At 70.1% G+C, this 23,113-nt stretch carries 25 protein-coding genes and 1 tRNA gene; 18 read left to right on the top strand and 8 right to left on the bottom strand.

Features of this window, described 5'->3' with window-relative positions; all coding sequences use genetic code 11:
• Positions 1-179 precede the first annotated feature (179 nt).
• The 4 genes from HSO01S_RS09980 (at position 180) to HSO01S_RS09965 (ending at position 3,828) form a co-directional block, all read left to right on the top strand.
• Positions 180-884: a nitrobindin family protein gene (locus tag HSO01S_RS09980; RefSeq protein WP_066040943.1), complete on the top strand. Its 705-nt coding sequence runs from the start codon at positions 180-182 to the stop codon at positions 882-884.
• A gap of 2 nt (positions 885-886) precedes the next feature.
• Positions 887-2,170, top strand: a complete 1,284-nt coding sequence (ygfZ, locus tag HSO01S_RS09975; protein WP_066040940.1) for a CAF17-like 4Fe-4S cluster assembly/insertion protein YgfZ — start codon at positions 887-889, stop codon at positions 2,168-2,170.
• A 51-nt stretch (positions 2,171-2,221) separates the two neighbouring features.
• Entirely contained in the window at positions 2,222-3,334 is a 1,113-nt protein-coding gene (locus HSO01S_RS09970) for an FUSC family protein (protein ID WP_066040938.1), read from the top strand.
• Positions 3,335-3,396: 62 nt separating this feature from the next.
• Complete coding sequence (locus tag HSO01S_RS09965) at positions 3,397-3,828, top strand: hypothetical protein (RefSeq protein ID WP_066040936.1); 432 nt, start codon at positions 3,397-3,399, stop codon at positions 3,826-3,828.
• 60 nt (positions 3,829-3,888) lie between these two features.
• On the opposite strand, the gene HSO01S_RS09960 is transcribed toward HSO01S_RS09965, so the two are convergent.
• Entirely contained in the window at positions 3,889-4,707 is an 819-nt protein-coding gene (locus tag HSO01S_RS09960) for a class I SAM-dependent methyltransferase (protein WP_066040934.1), read from the bottom strand.
• A gap of 43 nt (positions 4,708-4,750) precedes the next feature.
• On the opposite strand from HSO01S_RS09960, the gene HSO01S_RS09955 reads away from it, so the two are divergent.
• Entirely contained in the window at positions 4,751-5,503 is a 753-nt protein-coding gene (locus HSO01S_RS09955; RefSeq protein WP_066040932.1) for a phosphoglyceromutase, read from the top strand.
• Positions 5,504-5,599: 96 nt separating this feature from the next.
• On the opposite strand, the gene phoU is transcribed toward HSO01S_RS09955, so the two are convergent.
• Positions 5,600-6,256 carry a phosphate signaling complex protein PhoU gene (phoU, locus tag HSO01S_RS09950; RefSeq protein ID WP_066040930.1) on the bottom strand — a complete coding sequence of 219 codons (657 nt, stop codon included), beginning with the start codon at positions 6,254-6,256 and terminating at the stop codon, positions 5,600-5,602.
• A gap of 209 nt (positions 6,257-6,465) precedes the next feature.
• Here phoU and HSO01S_RS09945 point away from each other — a divergent pair, with 209 nt between their 5' ends.
• Both HSO01S_RS09945 and HSO01S_RS09940 read left to right on the top strand, forming a co-directional pair.
• Positions 6,466-7,623: a sensor histidine kinase gene (locus HSO01S_RS09945; protein ID WP_066040928.1), complete on the top strand. Its 1,158-nt coding sequence runs from the start codon at positions 6,466-6,468 to the stop codon at positions 7,621-7,623.
• A complete protein-coding gene (locus tag HSO01S_RS09940; RefSeq protein WP_066040926.1) occupies positions 7,620-8,300 on the top strand; it encodes a winged helix-turn-helix domain-containing protein in 681 nt (226 codons plus the stop codon). The genes HSO01S_RS09945 and HSO01S_RS09940 overlap by 4 nt, the downstream gene beginning before the upstream one ends.
• A gap of 101 nt (positions 8,301-8,401) precedes the next feature.
• On the opposite strand, the gene HSO01S_RS09935 is transcribed toward HSO01S_RS09940, so the two are convergent.
• A complete protein-coding gene (locus tag HSO01S_RS09935; RefSeq protein ID WP_066040924.1) occupies positions 8,402-8,971 on the bottom strand; it encodes a hypothetical protein in 570 nt (189 codons plus the stop codon).
• Positions 8,972-9,098: 127 nt separating this feature from the next.
• On the opposite strand from HSO01S_RS09935, the gene HSO01S_RS09930 reads away from it, so the two are divergent.
• The 4 genes from HSO01S_RS09930 to rlmB all read left to right on the top strand — a co-directional run bounded on the left by HSO01S_RS09930 (position 9,099) and on the right by rlmB (position 13,596).
• Entirely contained in the window at positions 9,099-9,581 is a 483-nt protein-coding gene (locus HSO01S_RS09930) for a CarD family transcriptional regulator (protein ID WP_066040922.1), read from the top strand.
• 5 nt (positions 9,582-9,586) lie between these two features.
• Positions 9,587-10,771 (top strand): 2-C-methyl-D-erythritol 4-phosphate cytidylyltransferase, encoded by a 1,185-nt coding sequence (ispD, locus tag HSO01S_RS09925; protein ID WP_066040919.1) that lies wholly within the window; start codon positions 9,587-9,589, stop codon positions 10,769-10,771.
• A 361-nt stretch (positions 10,772-11,132) separates the two neighbouring features.
• Positions 11,133-12,566: a cysteine--tRNA ligase gene (gene cysS / locus HSO01S_RS09920; RefSeq protein ID WP_066040916.1), complete on the top strand. Its 1,434-nt coding sequence runs from the start codon at positions 11,133-11,135 to the stop codon at positions 12,564-12,566.
• Complete coding sequence (gene rlmB, locus HSO01S_RS09915; protein WP_066040914.1) at positions 12,559-13,596, top strand: 23S rRNA (guanosine(2251)-2'-O)-methyltransferase RlmB; 1,038 nt, start codon at positions 12,559-12,561, stop codon at positions 13,594-13,596. The genes cysS and rlmB overlap by 8 nt, the downstream gene beginning before the upstream one ends.
• A gap of 112 nt (positions 13,597-13,708) precedes the next feature.
• Here rlmB and HSO01S_RS09910 read toward each other — a convergent pair whose 3' ends face one another.
• Positions 13,709-14,992 carry a DUF4032 domain-containing protein gene (locus HSO01S_RS09910; protein ID WP_066040912.1) on the bottom strand — a complete coding sequence of 428 codons (1,284 nt, stop codon included), beginning with the start codon at positions 14,990-14,992 and terminating at the stop codon, positions 13,709-13,711.
• A gap of 22 nt (positions 14,993-15,014) precedes the next feature.
• On the bottom strand, positions 15,015-16,115 hold the full coding sequence (locus HSO01S_RS09905) for an ABC transporter ATP-binding protein (protein WP_066040909.1): 1,101 nt from the start codon (positions 16,113-16,115) through the stop codon (positions 15,015-15,017).
• 306 nt (positions 16,116-16,421) lie between these two features.
• Between HSO01S_RS09905 and HSO01S_RS09900 the strand changes: the two genes are divergently transcribed.
• Together HSO01S_RS09900 and HSO01S_RS09895 are read left to right on the top strand one after the other, a co-directional pair.
• The gene (locus HSO01S_RS09900; protein WP_066040907.1) at positions 16,422-17,327 is read left to right on the top strand and encodes a DsbA family protein; all 906 of its coding nucleotides are present in this window, start codon (positions 16,422-16,424) and stop codon (positions 17,325-17,327) included.
• Between the two features lie 51 nt (positions 17,328-17,378).
• Positions 17,379-17,454, top strand: a tRNA-Thr gene (locus tag HSO01S_RS09895).
• A gap of 70 nt (positions 17,455-17,524) precedes the next feature.
• On the opposite strand, the gene HSO01S_RS09890 is transcribed toward HSO01S_RS09895, so the two are convergent.
• From HSO01S_RS09890 to msrB, 3 genes are all read right to left on the bottom strand, one after another.
• The gene (locus HSO01S_RS09890; RefSeq protein WP_066041541.1) at positions 17,525-18,712 is read right to left on the bottom strand and encodes an MFS transporter; all 1,188 of its coding nucleotides are present in this window, start codon (positions 18,710-18,712) and stop codon (positions 17,525-17,527) included.
• A 179-nt stretch (positions 18,713-18,891) separates the two neighbouring features.
• A complete protein-coding gene (locus HSO01S_RS09885; RefSeq protein WP_066040905.1) occupies positions 18,892-19,422 on the bottom strand; it encodes a nitroreductase family protein in 531 nt (176 codons plus the stop codon).
• A gap of 24 nt (positions 19,423-19,446) precedes the next feature.
• On the bottom strand, positions 19,447-19,851 hold the full coding sequence (msrB, locus tag HSO01S_RS09880) for a peptide-methionine (R)-S-oxide reductase MsrB (RefSeq protein ID WP_066041539.1): 405 nt from the start codon (positions 19,849-19,851) through the stop codon (positions 19,447-19,449).
• Positions 19,852-19,915: 64 nt separating this feature from the next.
• On the opposite strand from msrB, the gene HSO01S_RS09875 reads away from it, so the two are divergent.
• The 5 genes from HSO01S_RS09875 to HSO01S_RS09855 all read left to right on the top strand — a co-directional run bounded on the left by HSO01S_RS09875 (position 19,916) and on the right by HSO01S_RS09855 (position 23,023).
• Positions 19,916-20,383, top strand: coding sequence for a GNAT family N-acetyltransferase (locus HSO01S_RS09875; protein ID WP_245635964.1), 468 nt, complete (start codon positions 19,916-19,918; stop codon positions 20,381-20,383).
• Between the two features lie 62 nt (positions 20,384-20,445).
• Positions 20,446-20,790 carry a DUF3263 domain-containing protein gene (locus tag HSO01S_RS09870; protein WP_084361538.1) on the top strand — a complete coding sequence of 115 codons (345 nt, stop codon included), beginning with the start codon at positions 20,446-20,448 and terminating at the stop codon, positions 20,788-20,790.
• Between the two features lie 15 nt (positions 20,791-20,805).
• Positions 20,806-21,423, top strand: coding sequence for a LytR C-terminal domain-containing protein (locus HSO01S_RS09865; RefSeq protein WP_084361537.1), 618 nt, complete (start codon positions 20,806-20,808; stop codon positions 21,421-21,423).
• Positions 21,424-21,648: 225 nt separating this feature from the next.
• Positions 21,649-21,852: a cold-shock protein gene (locus tag HSO01S_RS09860; RefSeq protein WP_066040903.1), complete on the top strand. Its 204-nt coding sequence runs from the start codon at positions 21,649-21,651 to the stop codon at positions 21,850-21,852.
• Between the two features lie 82 nt (positions 21,853-21,934).
• Positions 21,935-23,023: a DUF3048 domain-containing protein gene (locus HSO01S_RS09855; RefSeq protein WP_169799971.1), complete on the top strand. Its 1,089-nt coding sequence runs from the start codon at positions 21,935-21,937 to the stop codon at positions 23,021-23,023.
• Positions 23,024-23,113: the final 90 nt, after the last annotated feature.

Below are 23,113 nucleotides of genomic sequence, written 5' to 3'. Positions count from 1 at the left end.
GTCCTACGTAGCGCTCGAACTCCTGTTCATCGGCCTCCTCGGGCTCGCGAGCCTCGGCATCGCGTGGACCGCGGGCATCGTCGTCTACAAGCTGTTCCGCGGCCAGCGCTGACGCCGGCGCGGCACACCCGACACTCACCCCCGAAGTCACCACCGACGCGACGGACACCGACACTCCCATGATCGAGATCCCCACGGGCCTCCCCGCCGAACTCGTCCCCCTGTCCTGGCTCATCGGCGTCTGGGAGGGCACCGGCGTCATCGACTACGCGATCGGCGACGAGCGCGTCTCGCGTGAGTTCGGCCAGCGCATCAGCTTCAGCCACGACGGCCTGCCCTACCTCAACTACAGCTCGTACACCTGGCTCCTCGGCGACGCCCCCGGGCCCGAGATGCCCTCGCTCGCCGACCAGGTCGAGCCGGATGCGGTCGAGCAGCCCGATCCGGATGCGCCGGCCCCCGAGACTGCCGAGTCCGGCCTGCCCGTCACCACCCCGCTCGTCGCCGAGACCGGCTTCTGGCGACTCAGCCGCCTGCACATCGAGGGCGACGTCGGCCCCGGCATGCTGCCCGGCGTCGGCACCCGCCCGTTCAACACGGCCCAGGCGGTCGAGACGCTGCGGAACGCATCGGAGGGCTTCGACATCGAGGTGTCGATCGTGCATCCCACCGGCGTCAGCGAGCTCTACCTCGGCCAGGTCAAGGGCCCGCGGATCGATCTCGCGACCGACGCCGTGATGCGCTCCCGCTCCGCCAAGGAGTACACCGGCGCCACCCGCATCTACGGGCTGGTCGAGAACCACCTGCTCTGGGCGTGGGACATCGCGGCCCTCGGCCAGGAGCTCCGCACCCATGCCTCGGCCCGGCTCGCGAAGGTCGACTGACCATGGCGGGCGACGACCTGCAGACCGACCAGGCGGGTGTCGCGACCCCGACCGCGCCCGAGCCTGCGCCTGCGCTTGCAACGACCACCGCTACGCCGTTCCTCTCGCTCCCGGCGGCCGTGGCTGCGGCCGCCCCCGACGAGGGCGTCGCCGCGCACTACGGCAACCCGATCGGCGAGCAGCGCGCGCTCGAGGCGGCGCGCAGCGGTCGCCCCTCCGGCGCTCCCGCCGTGGTCGACCTCTCCCACCGCGGCGTCATCTCGGTGGCCGGCCCCGACCGGTTGTCCTGGCTCGATTCGGTGACCAGCCAGAGCATCCGTGACCTGGCGTCCGGCGCCTCGGCCGAGACCCTGCTGCTCTCGGCGAACGGCCGGATCGAGCACGCCATCCGCGTGCTCGACGACGGCGAGACGGCCTGGCTGCTCGTCGACGGCACCGAGACCGAGGCCCTCGAGCAGTGGCTGCAGCGGATGCGGTTCATGCTCCGCGTCGAGATCGCCGACCGTTCCGCTGAGTTCGCCACGATCGGCTGGCTCGCCGCCTCCGCCGAGGCCGAGGCTCCGGCGGCGCTCGCCGCGGTGGTCGCGGCCGGCAACGGGCATCCGCTCACCTGGAGCGACCCCTGGCCCGAGGTCGTGACCGGCGGCGTGCAGTACGCCCTGGTCGAGACGCACCCGGGCACCGACTGGTGGTGGCGCGAGAGCCTCGTTCCCCGCGCCGACCTGGGCCGCCTCGCCGAGTCGGTGCGCGCCGGCGACCTCACGGCGGCCGGCGTCCTCGCCGCCGAGGCGCTCCGCATCGCCGCCTGGCGCCCCCGCCTCGTCACCGAGGTCGACGAACGCTCCATCCCGCACGAGCTCGACTGGATGCGGTCGGCCGTGCACCTGGCCAAGGGCTGCTACCGCGGCCAGGAGACCGTCGCGAAGGTGCACAACCTGGGCCACCCTCCGCGCCGGCTGGTCTTCCTGCACCTCGACGGCTCGGATGCGGTGCTCCCGGCCGCGGGCGACCTCGTCTTCGACGCCGGCCCAGAGGGTGCGCCGGTCGACACCCGCGATCTCGACGCCGACGCGGCCGTGGGTCAGGTGACCTCGGTGGGCATCCACCACGAATGGGGGCCGGTCGCGCTCGCGGTCGTCCGCCGCCAGCTGCCGGCGGAGAGCACCGTCGCCGTGCGCACGTCCGACGGCACGGTCGCCGCGGCCGTCGAGCAGATCGTCGCGCCGGACGCGGGTGCCGCGGTCGCCCGCCCGCGCCTTCCGCGGCTCGGCGCACGGACCCGCTAGGGCCCGCGTGAGCTCTGCCCGCGTGAGCTCTGCCCGCGTGAGCTCTGCCCCGTGAGCTCCGTGCTCCCCGGAGAGGGGCGGCCGAGCCTGCGTCAGCGGACCGAGACGGCGCTGCGCGCGTCATGGGACCGCTCGATCGGCAGCGCCCCGGCGGTGCTGCAGCTCGTCGTGGCGGTGACCATCGCGTACCTGCTGACCCACTACCTGCTCGACCACCCGTTCCCGATCGCCGCGGTGACGGTGACCCTCTCCAGCCTCGGCCTGGTGCTCGACGCGCGTCCGCGGCGGGTGCTCGAGACTGCGATCGCCATGACGATCGGCATCGCACTGAGCGAGGTGATCCTCGTCGCGCTCGGCCAGGGGGTGTGGCAGTTCGCGCTAACCGTCCTGGTGTCGCTCACGGTGACGCGAGCGCTCTCCTCGGTCGCCGGCCTCCCCATCCTCGCCGCCGTCCAGGCCACGCTGGTCTCGCTCATGCCGGTGCCCCCGGGTGGCCCGTTCACCCGGTCGGCCGACGCCGTCGTCGGCGGGCTCGTGGCGATCGCCTGCACTGCACTCATCCCGCGTGACCCGCGGAGGGCGGCGCGCCGGGAGGCGCTGAAGTTCTTCGGCGCCTTCACCGGCATCCTCGCCTCGCTCGTCACCGTGCTGCGGATCGGCGACCACGCCACCGCCGAGATCGTGCTGAGCCGTGCGCGCGGCACGCAGACTCTGATCGAGCAGTGGCGCGGATCCCTGGACTCGGCGGTCGCGATCGCCCGCATCTCGCCGTTCCTCCGTCGCCGGCTGCCCGAGCTGGTGGAGCTGCAGCGGATGCAGCTGCACATGGACCACGCCACCCGCAACCTGCGCGTCATCTCGCGCCGGATCAGCGTGCTGCCGGGCGATCGGCGACGGCCGGAGCTCGCCGAGCTGATGGCGTCGCTGCAGAGCGCTGCCTCGATGCTGGCCCAGAGCATCGACCGCCCGGAGCTCCGGCCCGTGGTGCGGCAGAGCCTCGTGCTGATCGCGATCACCCTCGATCCGCGCACCTTCCTCCGCGGTGAACCGTTCTCCGAGTCGGCGCTGGTCGCCTCCATCCGCCCGCTCGTGCTCGATCTACTCGTGGCCAGCGGCATGCCGCTGGAGGAAGCGCGCCGAACCCTGCCCGACATCACGACGTGAGGGCTGCGGATTCGGCCCCCGGAGGGGCAACGTGAGGGCCGCGGATTCGGTACCGTAGAGGCATGAAGATGCGAACGCTTGCTCCCCTCACCGTCGTCGCCGCTGCCTTCGCCTTCGCGCTGGCCGGATGCACCGTCACCGGCCCCACCGAGAACTTCTCCGGACTGCCCGACGAGGAGCAGATCGTGAACGAGTCCGAGGGTGCCGCCGACTCCGGCATCCAGGCGTTCTGGCTGCACGAGGGATCGCAGATCGCCGTCTCGATCTCGGGAAGCTCGGGCTGCCCGGTCATCGGTTCCGACATCAAGGTCGTCGAGCCGAAGAACGAGGGCAACACCGTCGAGATCGTCACCGTCCCGATCCCGCAGGACAAGATCTGCACGATGGACTTCGTGCCGCACACCTCGGTGTTCTGGACCCCGGCGAACGTCAGCACCACCCAGGAGCTCACGGTCCGCGTCGAGGGCCAGGAGCTCACGCTGCCCGTCAAGTAGCGGCAGCCGCGGAGGCCGAGGCGGCGCGAGACAGCGCGCCTCACCTCGCCTCAGTGCGCCTCAGCTCGCGGGGGCGACCTCTGCCCACGGCACGGTCAGCTCGCCGAGCCGCTGGCGGCGCCGCGGGGTCCTGATGCTCCAGCCGGCCGCGCCGAGCGAGTCGACGGTCGCGAGCCACCGCTGCACCGGCCCGTACGTCTGCAGGGCGGCGTTGTGCTGCCAGAACCGGTCGAGGTCGGCGAGCAGCCGATGCACCGGTTCGCCCGGCACGTTGCGGTGGATCAGCGCCTTCGGCAACCGCTCGGCGACGATCGACGGATGTTCGAGCCCCTGCAGGCGCAGCGAGATCGAGAAGCTCACGGGCCCCTCCGGATCTAGGGCGACCCAGCTCGACACCCGGCCCACCTCGTTGCAGGTGCCCTCCACGAGCATCCCGCCCGGCTGCAGCCGCCCGCGCATGAGCGCCCAGGCGGCCGGAACCTCGCTCTCGTCGTACTGCCGCAGCACGTTGAAGGCCCGGATCACCGCGGCCCGGCGGGACGCCGGCCCGGGCAGCGGCACCTCGAAGCCGCCGACGGCGAAGTCGACCGAGGCGTCGGGCGCGAACGAGGTGCGGCCGTCGCGCACGTCCTTCAGCTGCGCGGTGGCCGTCGCCACGCGCTCGGGCGCGATCTCGAGGCCGCGCACATGGACGTCCGGCCGCACGGTCGCGAGCCGGGCCTGCAGCTCGAAGGCCGTGACCCCACTCGCCCCGTAGCCGAGGTCGACCACGAGCGGATCGGGCGTCCGGCGGAGCACCGGCAGGGTCTGGATGAAGCGGTCGACCCGGCGCAGACGGTTCGTGTTGGTGGTTCCCCGCGTGACGGCACCGATCGGCATAGCCCCATCAAATCACGCGGGCGCCGCCGAATAGGATGAGAGCATGCCTACTGAGCCTTACACCCTCATCCTGTTGCGCCACGGCAACAGCGACTGGAACCAGAAGAACCTCTTCACCGGCTGGGTCGACGTCCCGCTCTCCGACCAGGGCGTGGCCGAAGCCAAGCGCGCCGGCGAGCTGCTCGCCGAGTCGGGCCTCCTGCCTGACATCCTGTACACGTCGCGCCTCAGCCGCGCGATCCAGACCGCCAACCTCGCCCTGGCCGAGGCCGACCGCGCGTGGATCGACGTCAAGCGCTCCTGGCGCCTCAACGAGCGCCACTACGGCGCCCTGCAGGGCAAGGACAAGGCGCAGACCCTCGCCGAGTACGGCCCCGAGCAGTTCCAGATCTGGCGCCGCTCGTTCGACGTGCCGCCGCCCCCCATCGCCGACGACGACCCGTACTCGCAGGTCGGCGACCCGCGCTACGCCGACCTCGGCGACGCGGTGCCCCGCACCGAGTGCCTGAAAGACGTCATCGACCGGATGCTGCCCTACTGGGAGTCCGACATCACCGGCGACCTCGCGCTCGGCAAGACCGTGCTGGTCACCGCCCACGGCAACTCCCTCCGGGCGCTCGTGAAGCACCTCGACGGCATCTCGGACGACGACATCGCCGAGCTCAACATCCCCACCGGCATCCCGCTGGTCTATCGCCTCGACGAGTCGTTCGTGCCGGTCGGCCCGGCCGAGTACCTCGACCCCGAGGCCGCCGCCGCCGGCGCCGCCGCGGTCGCCGCCCAGGGCAAGAAGTAGCCCGGAGCGCACACGAAGAAGCCCCGGTCCGCTCAGGCGGCCGGGGCTTCTTCGTCTGTTCGGTGTCCGCCGGTGAACAGCGGATGAACGGGCGGGCTACTGCTCGCCGACCGACGGCCACTCACCGGTCGCGAGGTACTGCACCTTCTTGGCGATCGAGACCGCGTGGTCGGCGAAGCGCTCGTGGTAGCGGCTCGCGAGCGTGACGTCGACGGTGTCGACGGCCTCGCCCTTCCAGTGCGAGCCGAGCACAGCGTCGAAGACGCTCACGTGCAGCTCGTCGATGCGGTCGTCGTCGTTGCGCATCTCGTCGGCGAGGGCGACGTCCTCGGTCTGCAGCAGCACCGTGAGCTTCTTGGCGATCTCGACGTCGAGGCGTCCCATCTCGGCGAAGGTCTGGCGGAGGCTCTTCTTGACCACCTTGTCGGGGTAGCGGTAGCGCGCCAGCTGGGCGATGTGCTCGGCGATGTCGCCCATCCGCTCGAGGGAGGAGCTGACGCGCAGGGCGGTCACGACGATCCGCAGGTCGCGGGCGACGGGCTGCTGAAGGGCGAGGATGCTGATGGCCAGCTCATCCAGGCTCGAGGCGAGCGCGTCGATCTTCGGGTCTTCGGCGATGACCTGTTCGGCCAGGGCCACGTTCGACTCGTTGAACGCGGCAGTGGCGTTCGTGATCGCCGCGGTCACGAGCTCGGAGATCTCGACGAGACGCTCCTGCACCTCGCGCAGCTCTTGCTGGAATACCTCACGCATGCGTGTGGGTCCTTTCTTGGATACGGCGGACACGTCCGGATGGAGCACACGTGCGCGCGGCGGCACCGCCGCGATCGGCGAGGCGACGGCTCCATCCTCCCGGGGGCAGGTTAACGCGAGGTGCCGGGCAGCTGAACACTCGTGGAAGCGACGGCTGAACGGGCGGATACGCGGGATCGCGCCCCGGGGGACTCACTAGTGTAGTTGCTATGGAAACAGGCTGGTTGGTGCTGTTCTCCGTAGTACTCGGCCTCGTCGTCGGGGCGGGATTCGTGATCCTCCTCCATGTGGCTGAACGCCGGGGAAACAATGCGGTCACCGTCGCATCCAACGCCGTTCCCGACGGGGTCGACCAGGTGATCGACGCTCTCGACTTCGCGGGCCTCGTGCTCGACCCGTCGAACAACGTCGTCAAGGCGTCGGAGATGGCCTATACGTACGGACTCGTCGCCAACGGACTCCTCGTGCACCCGGAGGTCGCCGAGATCGTCGCCTCGGTGCGGGCCACGGGGGAGTCGGAGAACCAGGAGGTCACGCTCGCGCGCGGCCCGTTCGGCGAGGCGAGCATCCACCTCGACGTGCAGGTCGCCCGCCTGGGCAGCCGCTACGTGCTGGTGCTGGCCGAGGACCGCACCGACGCGTACCGGCTCGAGGAGGTGCGGCGCGACTTCATCGCGAACATCTCGCACGAGCTGAAGACGCCGATCGGCGCGATCGCGCTGCTCGCCGAGGCGCTCGATCCGGCCTCCGACGACCCCGACCAGGTGCGCCGGTTCGCCAGGCGGATGGGGCAGGAGGCCTCGCGGCTGGCCCAGATCACCCGCGAGATCATCGAGCTCTCCCGCCTGCAGGCCACCGACATCCTGGCCACCGCGAAGCAGGTCGACATCGACGCCGTCGTCTCGTCGGCCGTCGACCAGAACCGGGTGGTCGCCGAGGCGCACGGCATGACCCTGGCCGTCGGCGGGCAGAAGCGCGTCTCGGTCTCCGGCGACGAGACGCTGCTGACGCTTGCGGTCAACAACCTCGTCGCCAACGCGATCCAGTACTCACCCGACGGCTCGCGGATCGGGATCGGGGTGCACCACGACGAGGGAGTCGTCGAGCTCGTCATCACCGACCAGGGCATCGGGATCCCCGAGGAGGACCTGCCGCGCGTGTTCGAACGGTTCTTCCGCGTCGACCAGGCCCGCTCGCGGAACACCGGGGGCACCGGTCTCGGCCTGAGCATCGTGAAGCACGTCGTGCAGAACCACGGCGGAGACATCCGTGCCTGGTCCCAGATCGGGCAGGGCTCCACATTCACCATCCGGCTGCCCCAGGCGTCAATCACGCCGAAGGCCGCCTCGCAAGGAGAGAGACGATGACCCACATCCTGCTGGTCGAAGACGAGGCCGCGCTCAGTGAGCCGCTGAGCTATCTGCTGCGTCGCGAGGGGTACGGCGTCACCGTCGCCCCGGACGGGCCGAGCGCCATCAGCGAGTTCGATCGCGGCGGGGTCGACATCATCCTGCTCGACCTGATGATCCCCGGCATCCCGGGAACCGAGGTCTGCCGCGAGATCCGCACCCGTTCCTCCGTGCCGATCATCATGCTCACGGCGAAGGACTCGGAGATCGACATCGTCGTGGGGCTCGAGCTCGGGGCCGACGACTACGTGACGAAGCCGTACTCGACGCGCGAGCTGCTCGCGCGCATCCGGGCCGTCATGCGTCGTCAGCTCGAGGTGCTGGATGCGGCCGAGCCGCTTCTCAAGGCAGGCCCGGTCTCGATGGACGTCGAGCGGCACACCGTGTCGGTCGACGGCACCGAGGTCTCCATGCCGCTGAAGGAATTCGAGCTGCTGGAGCTGCTGCTGCGGAACGCCGGACGGGTGCTCACGCGCGGGCAGCTGATCGACCGGGTCTGGGGCTCGGATTACTTCGGCGACACCAAGACGCTCGACGTGCACATCAAGCGGATCCGCTCGAAGATCGAGAAGACGCCGTCGGAGCCGACGCTGCTCGTGACGGTGCGGGGGCTCGGGTACCGGTTCGAGGGCTGAGGGCTCGGGGCGCCCGGCCTCGGGCTGGCCGGCCTCGGGGCGCCGGCCTCGGGCTGTCGACGGAGCGATCCGCCGGTGGGTCAGCCGTTCGGTGGTGCGGGTCAGCCCTCGGTGGTGGGGGCGGCCGGCTCGGCCGTGACCGTGGGGGTGCTCACCGGCGTCGGGGTGACGGGCGCGATCGTGACCGACGGGGTCGGCGTGGGGGTCGGCGCGAGGTTCTCGTACTCGGGGAGCGAGGTGTTGAGCACCGGCACCATGACCTGCTTGCCCTCTTCGCCGCCGTACTGGAAGTAGACCGGGAACAGGCTGCCGGGCTCCGAGACGTTGTTGAGCACGATCTTCTCGCCGTCCTCCCCGCCGAAGCTGGTGATGCCGTTGCCGACGAGCACCTTCTCGGTGACGCGGTCGCCGGTCACGGAGTCTTCGTACTGCAGGCCGACCTGCACGGCCGAGTCGCCGTTGTTGACGAACGAGACCAGCATGCTGGCGAGCTCGCCGTCCTCGCTGATGAGCGTGGCGTTCCTGATCTCGACCGAGCCGACGGTCGCGTTGACGCCGTCGGAGGTCTCGAGGATCTCCTTGGTCGCCTGAGGGGTGATGAACGCGCACCCGGCGGTGCCGAAGGAGACGAGGGCAACCACCAGAACGGATGCCGCGAACCGAGCTCTCACAAGACCCTCCAGAGTCGTAAACGCTTTGGCCCCAAGCCTATAACGAGCGGCGCTCGGCGGGGTGGTTAGGCAACCCTTACCACATGCCCGCTGTGGTATCCTGGTAGTCACGGAAGGACATCCATTCATGCTTTTTGAGGTTGGCGAAACTGTCGTTTACCCCCACCATGGAGCCGCAACGATCTCCGAGGTGAAGACCCGGGTCATCAAGGGCGAAGAGAAGATCTACCTCAAACTCCGTGTCACCCAGGGAGACCTGACCATCGAGGTCCCCGCAGACAACGTCGACCTCGTCGGCGTCCGCGACGTCATCGGCCGTGAGGGCCTCGACAAGGTGTTCGAGGTGCTGCGCGCGCCGTTCACCGAAGAGCCGACCAACTGGTCGCGCCGGTACAAGGCCAACCTCGAGAAGCTCGCCTCGGGCGACGTCATCAAGGTCAGCGAGGTCGTGCGCGACCTCTGGCGTCGTGACCAGGATCGTGGGCTCTCCGCCGGCGAGAAGCGGATGCTCGCGAAGGCGCGCCAGATCCTCATCTCCGAGCTGGCTCTCGCCGAGAAGACCGACGAGGAGAAGGCCTCGCTGGTGCTCGACGAGGTGCTGGCCTCCTAAGCGGGGTGACCTCCTCCCCATCCGTCGCCGTCATCGTCGTGGCGGCGGGTTCGGGAACCCGGCTCGGCCTCGGCCGGCCGAAGGCGTTCGTCGAGGTGGGCGGCAGGAGCATCCTGTCGCGCTCGCTCGACGGGATCCGCGGGATGGCGGAGCGCGTCGCCGTGGTCGTCGTCGCGCCGGGGGAGCTGCTCGCGGAGACCGCGTCGCACCTCGGGCCGGTATCGGCGTTCGCCTCGGCTTCTCCATCGGCATCGGATGCTGTCGTCGTCGTAGCCGGCGGCGCGACCCGGCAGCAGTCCGTCGCGGCGGGGCTCGCGGCCCTGCCGGAGGGCGTCGACGTCGTGCTGGTGCACGACGCGGCCCGGGCCTTCACGCCGACCTCGGTCTTCGAGCGCGTCATCGCGGCGGTGCGGGAGAGCGGTGGGGGAGTCATCCCCGGTCTCCCGGTCACCGACACGGTCAAGGGCGTGGATGCCGACGGCGTCGTGCTCGAGACGGTCGACCGCTCGCGGCTGACTGCCGTGCAGACGCCGCAGGGGTTCCCGCGGGCGCTGCTCGAAGACGCGTACGCGCGTGCCGCCGCCGATGCGACCGACGACGCCGGCCTCGTGCGCGACGCCGGGCATCCGGTCACCGTCGTCCCGGGCGATGCGCTCTCGTTCAAGATCACCACGGCCGCCGACCTCGAGCGCGCCGACGACCTGCTCCGGAGGACTCGGATGCCCGCACTCCCGCGCACGGGCCTCGGTGTCGACGCGCACGCCTTCGACCCCGCGGCCGAGCTCTGGCTGGCCGGCCTGCATTGGCCTGGCGAGGCCGGGCTCGCGGGCCACAGCGACGGAGACGTGGTCGCCCACGCGATCTGCGACGCGCTGCTCGGCGCGGCGGGCCTCGGCGACCTGGGCAGCCGCTTCGGCACCTCGGACCCCTCGCTCGCCGGAGCCCACGGCGAGGTCTTCCTCACCCGCACCCGCGCCCTGCTGGAGGAGGCCGGCTTCACGATCGGCAACGTCTCGGTGCAGCTCATCGGCAACCGCCCCCGTTTCGCCCCCCGCAAAGCCGAGGCCGACGCCCTCCTCACCACCCTCCTGGCAGCCCCCGTCTCCGTTTCCGCCACCACCACCGACGGCCTAGGCTTCCCCGGCCGCGGCGAGGGCCTCACAGCCCTGGCAACAGCGCTGATCTATTAACCGCGCCGCCGCCTCTGCGGCGCGGGGCGACATGCGCCGGTGCGGTCGGAAATCCCGGCCTACGGTCGTGATCTCCGGCCACGCCGTCGCCTTGGGTCGTTGAGTACGGCCCGTTGCGTTTGCTCTGCCGGCCACCGCACCCCGGACACAGACGCAACAGGCCCTTCCCGACGACCCAGGGTGAGCGCGTCGCCGCGGAGCACGACCGGAGGCCGCGCTCCGTGACGGCACGCGAACATGTCGCCCGCGCCGCAGAGGCGGCGGCGCGGAACTAACACATCATGTCGCCCGCGCCGCAGAGGCGGCGGCGCGGAACCAGCACAGCGCGTAACATCCGGCATCCCCCAGTTAAACTAGCCACGTGACGCTTAAACTCCACGACTCGAAGCTCGGCGCCCTCGTCGACTTCACACCCCTCGTTCCGGGACAGGTCGGGATCTACGTGTGCGGGCCGACGGTGCAGTCCTCGCCCCACATCGGCCACCTCCGTTCGGCCCTGGTCTACGACCAGCTGCGCCGCTGGTTCTCGTTCAACGGCTACACGGTCACGTTCATCCGCAACGTCACCGACATCGACGACAAGATCCTCATCAACTCCGCCGAGAGCGCGGCCGCGGGCAGTCCCGAGCCGTGGTGGGCGCTGGCCTACCGCGTCGAGCTCGAGTTCACCGCCGCCTACACGGCGATCGGCGTGCTCCCGCCCACCTATGAGCCGCGCGCGACCGCGAGCATCCCCGAGATGCAGGCGATCATCCAGCGCCTGGTCGACAACGGCCACGCCTACGTCGCCGACGACGGCACGGGCGACGTCTACTTCGACACCGCCAGCTGGGCCGACTACGGCGAGCTCACCCACCAGAAGCTCGACGACATGGCACCGGCCACCGACTCCGACTCCCGGGGCAAGCGCGACGTGCGCGACTTCGCCCTCTGGAAGGGCCACAAGGAGGGCGAGCCCGAGACGGCTGCCTGGGTGAGCCCCTGGGGCCAGGGCCGTCCCGGCTGGCACATCGAGTGCTCGGCGATGTCGACGAAGTACCTCGGCACCCAGTTCGACATCCACGGCGGCGGTCTCGACCTCCGCTTCCCGCACCACGAGAACGAGCTCGCGCAGTCCCGGGCCGCCGGCGACGCGTTCGCGAACTACTGGCTGCACAACGGCCTGGTCTCGATCGGCAGCCAGAAGATGTCGAAGTCGCTCGGCAACTCGGTCTTCGCCTCCGAGCTGATCGCCTCGGCGCGGCCGGTCGTGCTCCGCTACTACCTGGGCGCGAACCACTACCGCTCGACCCTCGAGTACCACGAGGGTGCCCTCGAAGAAGCGGATGCCGCGGTCTCCCGCATCGAGGGCTTCCTCGAGCGCGGCACCCGCCGCCTCGCCGGCACCCGGTTCGCCGGCACCGAGGAGCTCGTCGTGCCCGAGGAGTTCCGCGAGGCGATGGACGACGACCTCGCCGTCCCGCAGGCGATCGCCGTCATCCACGAGACCGTCCGCCGCGGCAACGCCGCGCTCGACGACGAGGATCTCGCCGAGGCGGCATCCCTCCTCGGCCAGGTCTTCGCGATGACCGATGTGCTCGGCATCAACCCCCTCTCGCCCGAATGGGCCACCGGTCACGACAGCGGAGCCGAGCGCGCACTCGGTACGCTGGTCGAACGCCTCGTCTCCGACCGGGAGACGGCACGCAAGGGCCGCGACTTCGCTACCGCGGACCGCATCCGGGACGAACTCGGACAGGCCGGAATCTCGATAGAAGACACGCCCACCGGCGCGCACTGGAGTCTCGATGGCTAAATCAACAGGCCGCCCCTCGCGGGCCGGCGCCGTTCGCAAGGGAACCAAGGGGAGCAAGGCCGTCGGTTCCGGCGGTCAGGGTCGCCAGGCCCTCGAGGGCAAGAAGCCCACCCCCAAGGCCGAGGACCGGCCCTACCACCCCGCCGGGAAGGCCAAGGCGGCGCGCGAGCGCTTCGCCGCGGCCGGCGGCAGGGGCCGCCCCGGTGGTCGCTCGAGCAGCGAGCGGGGTCAGGATGCGGGCGGCCAGGGCCGCCCCGCCCCGGCCCGCCGCGTCAAGAAGGCCGACGACAGCGAGATGGTGACCGGCCGCAACTCGGTCGTCGAGGCGCTGCGCGCGCACATCCCGGCGACGGCGCTCTACGTGGCGTTCCGCGTCGAGGTCGACGAGCGCGTCAAGGAGGCGCTGTCGCTGGCCAACAAGCGCGGCATCCCCGTGATGGAGGTCATGCGGCCCGAGCTCGACCGGCTCTCCGGCCACGACTCGGTGCACCAGGGCCTCGCGCTCAAGGTGCCGCCGTACGAGTACGCGCACCCGGAGACGCTGCTCGACGACGCGCTCCGCCGCGGCCAGAAGCCCCTGTTCGTCGCGCTCGACGGCATCACCGACCCGCGCAACCTGGGGGCGATCATCCGCTCGACCGCCGCGTTCGGCGGCCAGGGCGTCATCGTGCCGCAGCGTCGCTCGGTCGGCGTGACCGCCTCGGCGTGGAAGACCTCGGCCGGTGCCGCGGCGCGCACCCCCGTCGCCATGGCGTCGAACCTCACCCAGACCCTCAAGGCCTTCAAGGCCGCGGGCGTCTTCGTGGTGGGCCTCGACGGCGACGGCGACGTCTCGCTGCCCGGCCTCGACTTCGCCTCGGGCCCGATCGTTGTCGTGGTCGGCAACGAGGGCAAGGGCCTCTCGCGGCTCGTGACCGAGACCTGCGACGCGATCGTGTCGATCCCGATCTCGGCGGGCACGGAGTCGCTCAACGCCGGCATCGCGGCGAGCGTCACCCTCTACGAGATCGCCCGCCAGCGCGCGAAGTAATCCGCGCCCCCACCCCTCCCACAGGTCCTCGATCCGTCACTTGTTGTCGCTATCCGCAGGGATTAGCGACAACAACTGACGGATCGGCGGCAGTCGGGGCCGGACTCGGGAGTCAGACGGTGAGGCGCCAGTCTTCGGCGTCGGGCTCCTGCGTCGGGATGGCGAGCGTGATCGCGCCGGTCGGCGGATCGATCACGGTCGCCTCGTCGCGACGGTGCCGGAGGATCGTGTCGACGTAGGAGGACACGGCCTCGGCCAGCGGCACGTCACGCGACTGGTTCTGGCTCATGAACCAGCGGTGCTCCAGCAGCTGGTGGAACACCTCCGCCGGTTCGAGCTTGCCGCGCAGGTCACGGGGGATGGCGCGGATGACCGGCTCGAAGACCTTCGCGAGCCACTCGTGCGCGATCATCTCCTCGTCGTAGTCCTTCTTGCCGTAGCGGGCCGCGTAGGAGTCGAGGTCGTTGAGGAGACGGCGGGCCTGGTTCTCCTGGGCGTCGAGCCCGGTGAGCCGGAGCAGGCGCCTCTGGTGGTGCCCCGCATCCACCACCTTTGGCTGGATGCGCACGGTTGTGCCACCTTCGGTGGTCTTGATCGCGAGCTCCTCGATGTCGAAGCCCAGATCGTTGAGCCTGCCGACGCGCTCGTTGATGCGCCAGCGCTCGGACGAGCTGAACGACTCGGAGCCGGTCAGCTCCTTCCAGAGCGAGCGGTAGGCCGCGACGATGCCATTGGAGACCGTGATCGGGTCGAGCTCCTCGTCGACGCGGCCGCCGGCCTCGAGGTCCATCAGCTCGCCGGCGATGTTGACGCGGGCGATCTCGAGGTCGTTCTCGCGCTGCCCGTTGGACAGGCCCTCGTAGAGCTGACCGGTCTCGGCGTCGACGAGGTAGGCGGCGAAGGCCCCCGCATCCCGTCGGAACAGCGTGTTCGACAGCGACACGTCGCCCCAGAAGAAGCCGATGACGTGCAGGCGCACGAGCAGCACCGCCAGGGCGTCGACCAGGCGGGTGGCCGTGTCGGGCCGCAGCATCTGCGAGAACAGCGCCCGATAGGGCAGCGAGAACTTCAGGTGCCGGGTCACCAGCGCGGAGCGCAGCGGCTCGCCATCGACATCCGTGCGGTTGGTGATCACCGCGAGCGGCTCGACGCACGGGACGTCGAGCCGCTGCAGGGTGCGCAGCATCTCGTACTCGCGCTTGGCCATCTCATCCGTCGTCTCCTTGATGGCGATGACGTGACCCGAGAGATGGGCGAAGCGCACGAGGTGCCGGGAGATGCCCTTGGGCAGTGCCGCGATGTACTCGTCCGGCCAGTCGTCGAGCGGGAGGTTCCACGGAAGGTCGAGGAGTCCCGGATCGGCGGTGGCCGAGGTGATGTTGAGTGAGCTCGTCACGGCGCGGTGTCGGATCTCCGGGTCAGCTGACGACGGCCTTGTTGCCGAGGCGCTCGCCCGACTCGAGGTCGAAGAGGTGCACGTGGCCGGGAGCGGCCGTGAGGTACACCTTGTCGCCCACGAAGGGGTGCGAGCGGCCGTCGACGCGGGTGACGATGTCGGTGCGCTTGCCCTCGATGTCCGAGTGGCCGTAGAGGTAGCCGTCGGCGCCGAGCTCTTCGATCAGGTCGACGACGACCTCGAGGCCCTCGCCGGGCGTCGAGGAGAGCACGATGTCCTCCGGGCGCACGCCGATGGTGGCGCTGGTGCCGGACGAGCTCGCGAGGGTCTCGCGGTCGACGGGCACGATCGAGGTGCCGAAGCGCACGCCCGCGTCGGTGAGGTCGGCGTGGAAGAGGTTCATCGCCGGCGAGCCGATGAAGCCCGCGACGAAGACGTTGCTCGGCTTCTCGTACAGGTCGCGCGGGGTGCCGACCTGCTGCAGCACGCCGTCCTTGAGCACGGCGATCCGGTCGCCCATGGTGAGTGCCTCGGTCTGGTCGTGCGTGACGTAGACGGTGGTGACGCCGAGGCGGCGCTGGAGCGACGCGATCTGGGTGCGGGTCTGCACGCGGAGCTTGGCGTCGAGGTTCGACAGCGGCTCGTCCATCAGGAACACCTGGGGCTGGCGCACGATCGCGCGGCCCATGGCGACGCGCTGACGCTGGCCGCCGGAGAGGGCCTTGGGCTTGCGGCTGAGGTAGGGCTCGAGGTCGAGCAGCTTGGCGGCCTCGAGCACGCGGGTGGCCCGCTCGTCTTTTCCGACGCCGGCGATCTTCAGGGCGAAGCCCATGTTCTCGGCGACCGTCATGTGCGGGTAGAGCGCGTAGTTCTGGAAGACCATCGCGATGTCGCGATCCTTCGGCGGGATGTCGGTGACGTCGCGGTCGCCGATCAGGATGCGACCCTCGTTGACCTCTTCGAGGCCGGCGAGCATCCGGAGCGAGGTCGACTTGCCGCAGCCGGAGGGGCCGACGAGGACGAGGAACTCGCCGTCCGCGATCTCGAGGTCGAGCTTGTCGACCGAGGGGCGGGTGGAACCCGGGTAGATCCGGGTGGCCTTGTCATAGGTGACAGATGCCATGATTCATTACTCCTTCACCGGCAGGTACGTGCCGGACGATCCGTTGTGATGGATGGAACCGGGCCTGCGACGTCGGAGACCCATGTCGATTATGTCACGGTGGGCCGACGTCGTCGTCGCCGTGGTGCCGTCGTGGTGCCGGAAGCGTCGTCCCGCTGCCGTCGCCGTTCAGCCGCCCTGTGGCAAGCTCCCAGACTGCCTTCCTAGTATTCTTGTCGAGTCGCCGGAGCACCCCCGGCCTCCGCACCCGTACACCAGCACCCCCCTGTACGCCCCTCACATCCTGACCACGGAGCACTGACACGCATGACCCTCAGCGGACCCGGAGATTCACGACAGTCGAAGAATCAGCGCCGAGAGGCCGCCCGGGAGAAGGCGAAGCAGCTGCGTGAGGAGCAGCGCAAGAAGGATGTCCGCAACCGCGTCATCCTGATCTCGTCGCTCAGCGTCGTGGTCGTGGCCATCATCGTCGGCATCACGCTCGTGATCACCTCGACCCTCAAGCCCGCCGGCCCCGGCCCGCTCAACATGGCCAGCGACGGCATCCAGATCGGTACCGGCTTCGTCGCCGCGACGACCCCGGCCCTCGCTGCGGGAGAAGACCCCATCGCCACGGCGAACGACCCGGCCTCCGGTACGGTCGACATCCGCACCTACGTCGACTACATGTGCCCCTACTGCGGCCAGTTCGAGGCGACCAACAACTCGCAGATCGCCGACTGGGTGCAGTCGGGGGCTGCGACCATCGAGATCCACCCGCTGTCGATCCTCGACCGCTCGTCGCTCGGCACCAAGTACTCCACCCGCGCCGCCAACGCGGCCGCCTGCGTGGCCAACTACGCGCCCGACCAGTTCTGGCAGTACAACAGCCTGCTGTTCTCCAACCAGCCGGCCGAGAACACCGAGGGCTTGGATGACGCGAAGCTGAAAGACCTGGCGTCCCAGGCGGGGGTGACCTCGACCGATCAGGTCAACTCCTGCATCGACGACACCCAGTTCAAGGGCTGGGTCTCGGATGCCACGTCCCGCGCGCTCTCGGGCAACCTGCCCAACAGCGACGTGTCGATCCAGGGCACCCCGACCGTGCTCGTCAACGGCCAGAAGTACTCCGGCTCGCTGACCGACCCGGCCGCCTTCTCGGCCTTCGTCGTGCAGGTCTCGAACGAGGCCCTGTCGACCGCGACCCCGACGCCCTCGCCCGCCGCGGGTTGAGCCGAGTCGGGGCCGTTCGGCCTTTGGCTACAATGAGTCTGTTCCACCCCAGCCGGCCTGGCGCAATTGGTAGCGCACCGCTCTTGTAAAGCGGGGGTTACGGGTTCGAGTCCCGTGGCCGGCCCCACCGTCTGCACCCTCGGGGGAGGGGGGCTCCGTCACGACCTCGGGTCACGCGGCGAAGTCCGGGTGACGGGCTAGCTACGGGCGCGGCGGCGGTCTACCGCGAACGAGCTGAGCAGCACGACGAGGCCGAGGAGGCCGAGCAGGACTCCGACGAAGGCCGGCGAGATGTAGCCGAGGCCCGCCGCGATCGCGAGGCCGCCGAGGAAGGCGCCGAGCGAGTTGCCGAGATTGAGCGCCGAATGGTTGAGCGCAGCGGCGATCGACTGGGCGTTGTGGGAGACATCCATCAGCCGCGTCTGCACGGCGGGGCCGCAGGTGCCCGCGAACAGGCCGACGAACAGGATCGTGATGAACAGGCCCGGCGCGGTGTGCGCGAAGAGCCCGAACGAGAGCACGGCGAGCGTGATGCCGATCACGCCGACGAGCAGGGTCAGCTTGACCGAGCGGTCGGCGAACCAGCCCGCCGCGAAGTTGCCGATCGTCATCCCGACACCGAACATCACGAGCACGAACGGCACCGTGCTCGCCGGCAGGTGCGCCACGTCGGTGACCACGGGCGCCACGTACGTGTAGACCGCGAAGATGCCGCCGAAGCCGATCGAGCCGAGCAGCAGCGTCAGCCAGACCTGGAGTCGCGTGAACGCGCTCAGCTCGTTCTTCAGCGTCGCACGCGGGTCACCGGGCTGGAACGGCACGGTCACGATGATCGCGACGAGCGTCACCACGAAGATCACCGCGACGAGGAAGTAGGCGCTCCGCCAGCCGAAGCTCTGCCCGAGGAACGTGCCGAACGGCACCCCGACGATGTTCGCGATCGTCAGACCGCCGAGCACGAAGGCGACGCCGCGCGCCCGCTTGTCCGGCCCCATGAGAGAGGCGGCGACGAGCGAGGCGATGCCGAAGTAGGCGCCATGCGGCAGCGCACTGACGAACCGGGCCAGCAGCACCAGGCCGAAGGAGGGCAGGATCGCGGTCGCGAGGTTGCCGATCACGAAGACGGTGACCAGCACGATCAGCAGGCGCTTCCGCGGCCAGCGGGCGGCCAACGCCGCGATCGTCGGCGCACCCACCACGACCCCGAGCGCGTAGGCCGAGACGAGCAGGCCTGTGGATGCGGTGGCGTCGGCCGCGTCGGCGGCGAACTGCGCCGGCAGCAGGTCTTTCGCGATGTCGGGCAGCAGGCCCATCGTCACGAACTCCGTGACCCCGATGCCGAAGCCGCCGAGGGCGAGCGCGAGGATGGCCAGCCAGCGCCGCAGCGGGCTGACGCGGGGAGCGCCCGGGCCGCCCCCACTCCCGGGCGCGCCGGAGGACCCGGCGGCAGAGTCCTGCGAAGGTCGGCGTGGGGAGGAGGGTGAGTCGTCGTTGACTGGAGTGAGATCCAGTTCAGTCACGCTTAAACCCTACGCCCCCCGACGGTCCCGCCGGACGACCCCGATCAGAGGAACGTCAGGTGCTCCTGCACCTTGATCCGCCCCTTGGGCCTGGCCTTGCGGGCTCGGTCCGGCAGCCCGCCGACGTAGAGCCAGCCGAGCAGCTCCTCGTGCTTGCCGAGCCCGAGGGCCTGACGCACGGGCTTCGAGCGGGTGCCCTCGCCGGTGCGCCAGAAGACGCCCCAGCCCTCGTCGTCGAGCACCAGCGTCAGGTTGTGGGCGACCCCGGCGGCCACGGCCTCCTGCTCCCACTCCGGCACCTTGTGCTTCGGGCGCAGCGAGGCGACCACGGCGAGCACGAGCGGGGCGCGACGGGCCTTACTGCGGTACTTCTCCGCATCCTTGCCCTTCTTGCCCTCCGCCTTCGCGAGCGCGTCACCGAGCTCGTCGCGCGCGTCGCCGCGGATCGCGATGACCCGCCAGGGCCGCAGGCCACTGTGGTCCGCGAGCTGGCCGGCCGCCTCGACGGCCGCGGCGAGCTCGTCGGCCGTGGGGGCCGCATCCGTCACCTTCGACGAGGAACGGCGGGCGAGCATCGCCTCCTTGACTCCGGGCACCGACTACTCCGCCGCGTCGAAGCTGAGGGCGACCGAGTTCATGCAGTAGCGGTCGCCGGTGGGGGTCTGCGGGGCGTCGTCGAAGAGGTGCCCGAGGTGCGAGCCGCAGCTGGCGCAGCGCACCTCGGTGCGCACCATGCCGAGCGAGCTGTCCTCGATCAGTTCGACGGCGTCCGAGTCGGAGGCGTCGTAGAAGCTCGGCCAGCCGCAGTGCGAGTCGAACTTCGTGGTGCTGCGGAACAGCTCGGCCCCGCAGGCCTTGCACGAGTAGACGCCCTCGCGGTCCTCCTCGAGCAGCTCGCCCGTCCACGGCCGTTCGGTGGCCGCCTGGCGGAGAACGGCGAACTCGTCGGCCGAGAGCTCCGAGCGCCACTGGTCGTCGGACTTGGAAACCTCGTAGTTGCTCATGCCGTGCTGCTCCTGCGTGCTGGTCTGATGATCGATCGACAATCATCCCAGTAAACTCTGGACGGTGGCTGCCCATTCCGTGATCGTCAAGCGCTGGGACGACCTGACCACGCGCGAGCTCTACGCCGTGCTCAAACTGCGCACCGACGTCTTCTACGTCGAGCAGAAGGTCGACGACAGCGAGCTCGACTGGCGTGACGCCGAACCCTCGACCCTGCACCTCTGGATCGAGGAGGACGGCGCCCCCGTCGCCTACCTGCGTGTGCTTCAGGATGCGGAGCCCGAGTACCGCGACGCGCGTCGCGTGATCGGCCGGGTCGTCGTGCATCCCGAGCACCGGGGGAGAGGGCTCGCCCAGGAGCTGCTCGCCGCCGTCGTCGAGCGGTTCGGCGACGAGTCGATGCTGCTGCACGCCCAGAGCTACATCGTGCCTCTTTACCTGCGCGCCGGGTTCGAGGCCGTCGGCGACGAGTTCGTCGAGGCCGGCATCCCGCACCAGTCGATGTGGCGACCCGGCGCGGCTATCGGCTGACGCAAAGGTCGCCCCCAATATGATGGCGACGATATTCGCGGGAACCGAGCGTGAGGAGCCGCATGTCCGTCGCCGATGAGCGCACGACCGCCGCGGTCTCCGCGACCCCGCCTGCCGGGTCGGGTTCTGGTGCGGCTGCCGTCGCCGGCGCCGCCCACGCTCTCTCCGAGCGCGACGTGCACATCCTGAGCTTCGAGCGCAGCTGGTGGCGGCACGCCGGCGCCAAGGAGCAGGCCATCCGCAAGGAGTTCGGTCTCTCGTCGGCCCGCTACTATCAACTTCTCGGTGCGCTGATCGACTCGCCAGCCGCTCTCGCACACGATCCGATGCTCATCAAGAGGCTTCAGCGGGTGAGGGATGCGCGGCTCGCCGCGCGCTCGGCCCGACTGCTCTCGCGCGACGACTAGGACCACGCCCCCCACATGGCACGCTTTTCTGAGGACAGCTTCGACCGTCTGCCCGACCGTCCCGCACGGGTGGGCGCCCACCGCGGTCCGAAGCCGCGCGGCCGTGGCTGGATGGTCTTCGCCTGGGCGGCCCTCGCCACTGTGCTGCTGATCGGCGGCGGCATCACCTACCTCGCGGTGATCAACAACAACATCCAGTTCCAGGATGCCTTCGGCGGTTCGACGACGGCCGCCACGCCCACCGAGACCCCGACCCCCACCCCGACCGTCACCCCGATCACCGACGGTTCGCTGTCGGTGACCATCCTGAACGGCACCACCGTCTCCGGGCTCGCCACCGCGGTCGGTGACGCGGCGGATGCGGCCGGCTGGAGCGTCGGCTCGATGGCCAATGCGAGCTCGACCGACTTCCCGACCACCACCGTCTACTACCCCGACCCGGCGAACCAGGCCGCAGCACTCGGCCTCGCCCAGCTGCTCGGCAACGTTCCGGTCGAGGAGTCGCAGACCTTCCTGGGCGCGAGCCTCACCGTCGTGCTCGGCACCGACTACGCCGGCCCCGGCTCGTCGGTCGCGGGCGACAGCGACGTCGTCGACGGCACGGCGTCGGGGGCCGAAGGGGTCGAGGGCTAGCTCCTCGGACGCCGCTGGACCGCCGTCGGAACGGGGCTCGGCAGCGGCTCGGCAGCCGTTCGGCCGCCGTTTTATTACGCGGGTGTTTCCGTCGTGTTGATTTGCGGGAACGATCTGTCGTTTTCGCCAGAAGGGCCATTGTGCGCCGTTCCCGTCCGAATAGGATCTGGAAATGGTCGTGGCAACTGTGTCACTTCTGCAGAAACACAGCACTTGGGAGTAACAATGGCGAACGGGACCGTGAAGTGGTTCAACGCTGAAAAAGGCTACGGCTTCATCACCGTGGACGATGGTGGACAGGACGTCTTCGTGCACTACTCGGCCATCGACATGTCCGGCTACAAGGTCCTCGAAGAGGGCCAGCAGGTCGTGTTCGAGGTCGGAACGGGCTCGAAGGGCCCGCAGGCCGAGTCCGTCCGGCTCGCCTGAGCGCCGGGCTGGGCACCGGGCTGAGCATCGGGCTGGGGCGCGGCGGCCGTTTCGGCGGTCGCGCCGGCACTAAAGTGTGCTCGTGATCACGAGAGCGACGAAGCCGACGACCGACCGGCGACGCCGCGCGACGAGGATCGTGTCGGGCGCGGCTGTTCTCGCCGTCGTGGCGGTGATCGCCGGGTGCAGTGCGTCGGACCCCGTTCCGACGGAGGCGGGCATCACGCCGACGGCCGGGTTCGGCTCCGACTACGTCACGCCCGCGCCCACCGTGCCGGCACCGCTCCGGGGCACGCTGGTGCCCGCGGGGAGTCTCACCGGCCCCTCGCTCGCGGCGAAGATCGACAACCACGAAGAGGCGCGCCCCCAGATCGGCCTGGAACGCACCGACATCGTGTTCGAGGAGCTGGTCGAGGGTGGGCTGACCCGGTACGTCGCGATCTGGCAGTCCGACGTGCCCGATCTGATCGGGCCGGTGCGGTCGATCCGGCCGATGGATCCGGACATCCTCTCCTCCTTCGGTGGCATCGTCGCCTTCTCGGGCGGGCAGGAGCAGTTCGTCGACATGATGCGGGCGGCGCCCGTCTACAGCGCCATCCACGGCCAGGCCGACACCGACTCGACCTTCTACCGGATGGACGGGCGCACGAGCCCGCACGACGTGGTCGTCAAGGCCACCGAGCTGGTCGCCCAGCATGCCGACCTCGCGACGCCGGTGCAGCAGTTCGCCTATTCGTGGGATGTCGCATCCTCGACCGCGGTCACGCAGGGCACCGCCACCTCGGCGGTCGACGTCGTCTTCTCCGACGAGCGGTACCCCGGGTGGGACTGGGATGCCGCCGCGGGCGTCTTCCTCCGCACCCAGGAGGGCGGGCCTGACTACGACACGAACGGCGATCAGCTCTCGGCCGTCAACGTCGTGACCCTGCGGGTCGACGAGGTCTACGACTACGACGCCGAGGTGCCCCAGGCGGTCCTGGTCGCGTCCGGCGAGGCGACCGTCTCGACGGGCGGGCGGACGGTGCACGCGACGTGGGTGAAGGATGCCCCGACCGCGCCGATCCGGCTGATCGACGACCTCGGCGCCACCGTGCGGCTGGCGCCCGGTAACACCTGGATCGAGCTGGTGCCGGAGGAGTCCGGCTCGGTGACGGTGGTGCCGGCGGCCTGAGCCGCCGTGCGGGCCGCGCGCGACGTGCCGGCCACCTGTGCACCCCTGCCCTTCACTTGCACTCGGGCAGCCCGAGTGCCAATATTGGTT

It is taken from the genome of Herbiconiux solani NBRC 106740 (assembly GCF_001571005.1).
GTDB classification, from domain to species: domain Bacteria; phylum Actinomycetota; class Actinomycetes; order Actinomycetales; family Microbacteriaceae; genus Herbiconiux; species Herbiconiux solani.
Note: the sequence above shows the minus strand (reverse complement) of the source record. Positions and strands in the feature narration are given on the sequence as shown.

Excerpts from the sequence above, each read along its gene's own strand:
- ygfZ (WP_066040940.1), top strand. The coding sequence starts at position 887 with ATGGCGGGCGACGACCTGCAGACCGACCAGGCGGGTGTCGCGACCCCG.
- rlmB (WP_066040914.1), top strand. The coding sequence starts at position 12,559 with ATGGCTAAATCAACAGGCCGCCCCTCGCGGGCCGGCGCCGTTCGCAAG.
- HSO01S_RS09905 (WP_066040909.1), bottom strand. The coding sequence starts at position 16,115 with ATGGCATCTGTCACCTATGACAAGGCCACCCGGATCTACCCGGGTTCC.
- HSO01S_RS09930 (WP_066040922.1), top strand. The coding sequence starts at position 9,099 with ATGCTTTTTGAGGTTGGCGAAACTGTCGTTTACCCCCACCATGGAGCC.
- HSO01S_RS09955 (WP_066040932.1), top strand. The coding sequence starts at position 4,751 with ATGCCTACTGAGCCTTACACCCTCATCCTGTTGCGCCACGGCAACAGC.
- HSO01S_RS09865 (WP_084361537.1), top strand. The coding sequence starts at position 20,806 with ATGGCACGCTTTTCTGAGGACAGCTTCGACCGTCTGCCCGACCGTCCC.
- HSO01S_RS09945 (WP_066040928.1), top strand. The coding sequence starts at position 6,466 with ATGGAAACAGGCTGGTTGGTGCTGTTCTCCGTAGTACTCGGCCTCGTC.
- HSO01S_RS09980 (WP_066040943.1), top strand. The coding sequence starts at position 180 with ATGATCGAGATCCCCACGGGCCTCCCCGCCGAACTCGTCCCCCTGTCC.
- HSO01S_RS09940 (WP_066040926.1), top strand. The coding sequence starts at position 7,620 with ATGACCCACATCCTGCTGGTCGAAGACGAGGCCGCGCTCAGTGAGCCG.
- HSO01S_RS09870 (WP_084361538.1), top strand. The coding sequence starts at position 20,446 with ATGTCCGTCGCCGATGAGCGCACGACCGCCGCGGTCTCCGCGACCCCG.
- HSO01S_RS09965 (WP_066040936.1), top strand. The coding sequence starts at position 3,397 with ATGAAGATGCGAACGCTTGCTCCCCTCACCGTCGTCGCCGCTGCCTTC.
- phoU (WP_066040930.1), bottom strand. The coding sequence starts at position 6,256 with ATGCGTGAGGTATTCCAGCAAGAGCTGCGCGAGGTGCAGGAGCGTCTC.
- HSO01S_RS09860 (WP_066040903.1), top strand. The coding sequence starts at position 21,649 with ATGGCGAACGGGACCGTGAAGTGGTTCAACGCTGAAAAAGGCTACGGC.
- msrB (WP_066041539.1), bottom strand. The coding sequence starts at position 19,851 with ATGAGCAACTACGAGGTTTCCAAGTCCGACGACCAGTGGCGCTCGGAG.
- HSO01S_RS09900 (WP_066040907.1), top strand. The coding sequence starts at position 16,422 with ATGACCCTCAGCGGACCCGGAGATTCACGACAGTCGAAGAATCAGCGC.
- HSO01S_RS09960 (WP_066040934.1), bottom strand. The coding sequence starts at position 4,707 with ATGCCGATCGGTGCCGTCACGCGGGGAACCACCAACACGAACCGTCTG.
- HSO01S_RS09885 (WP_066040905.1), bottom strand. The coding sequence starts at position 19,422 with ATGCTCGCCCGCCGTTCCTCGTCGAAGGTGACGGATGCGGCCCCCACG.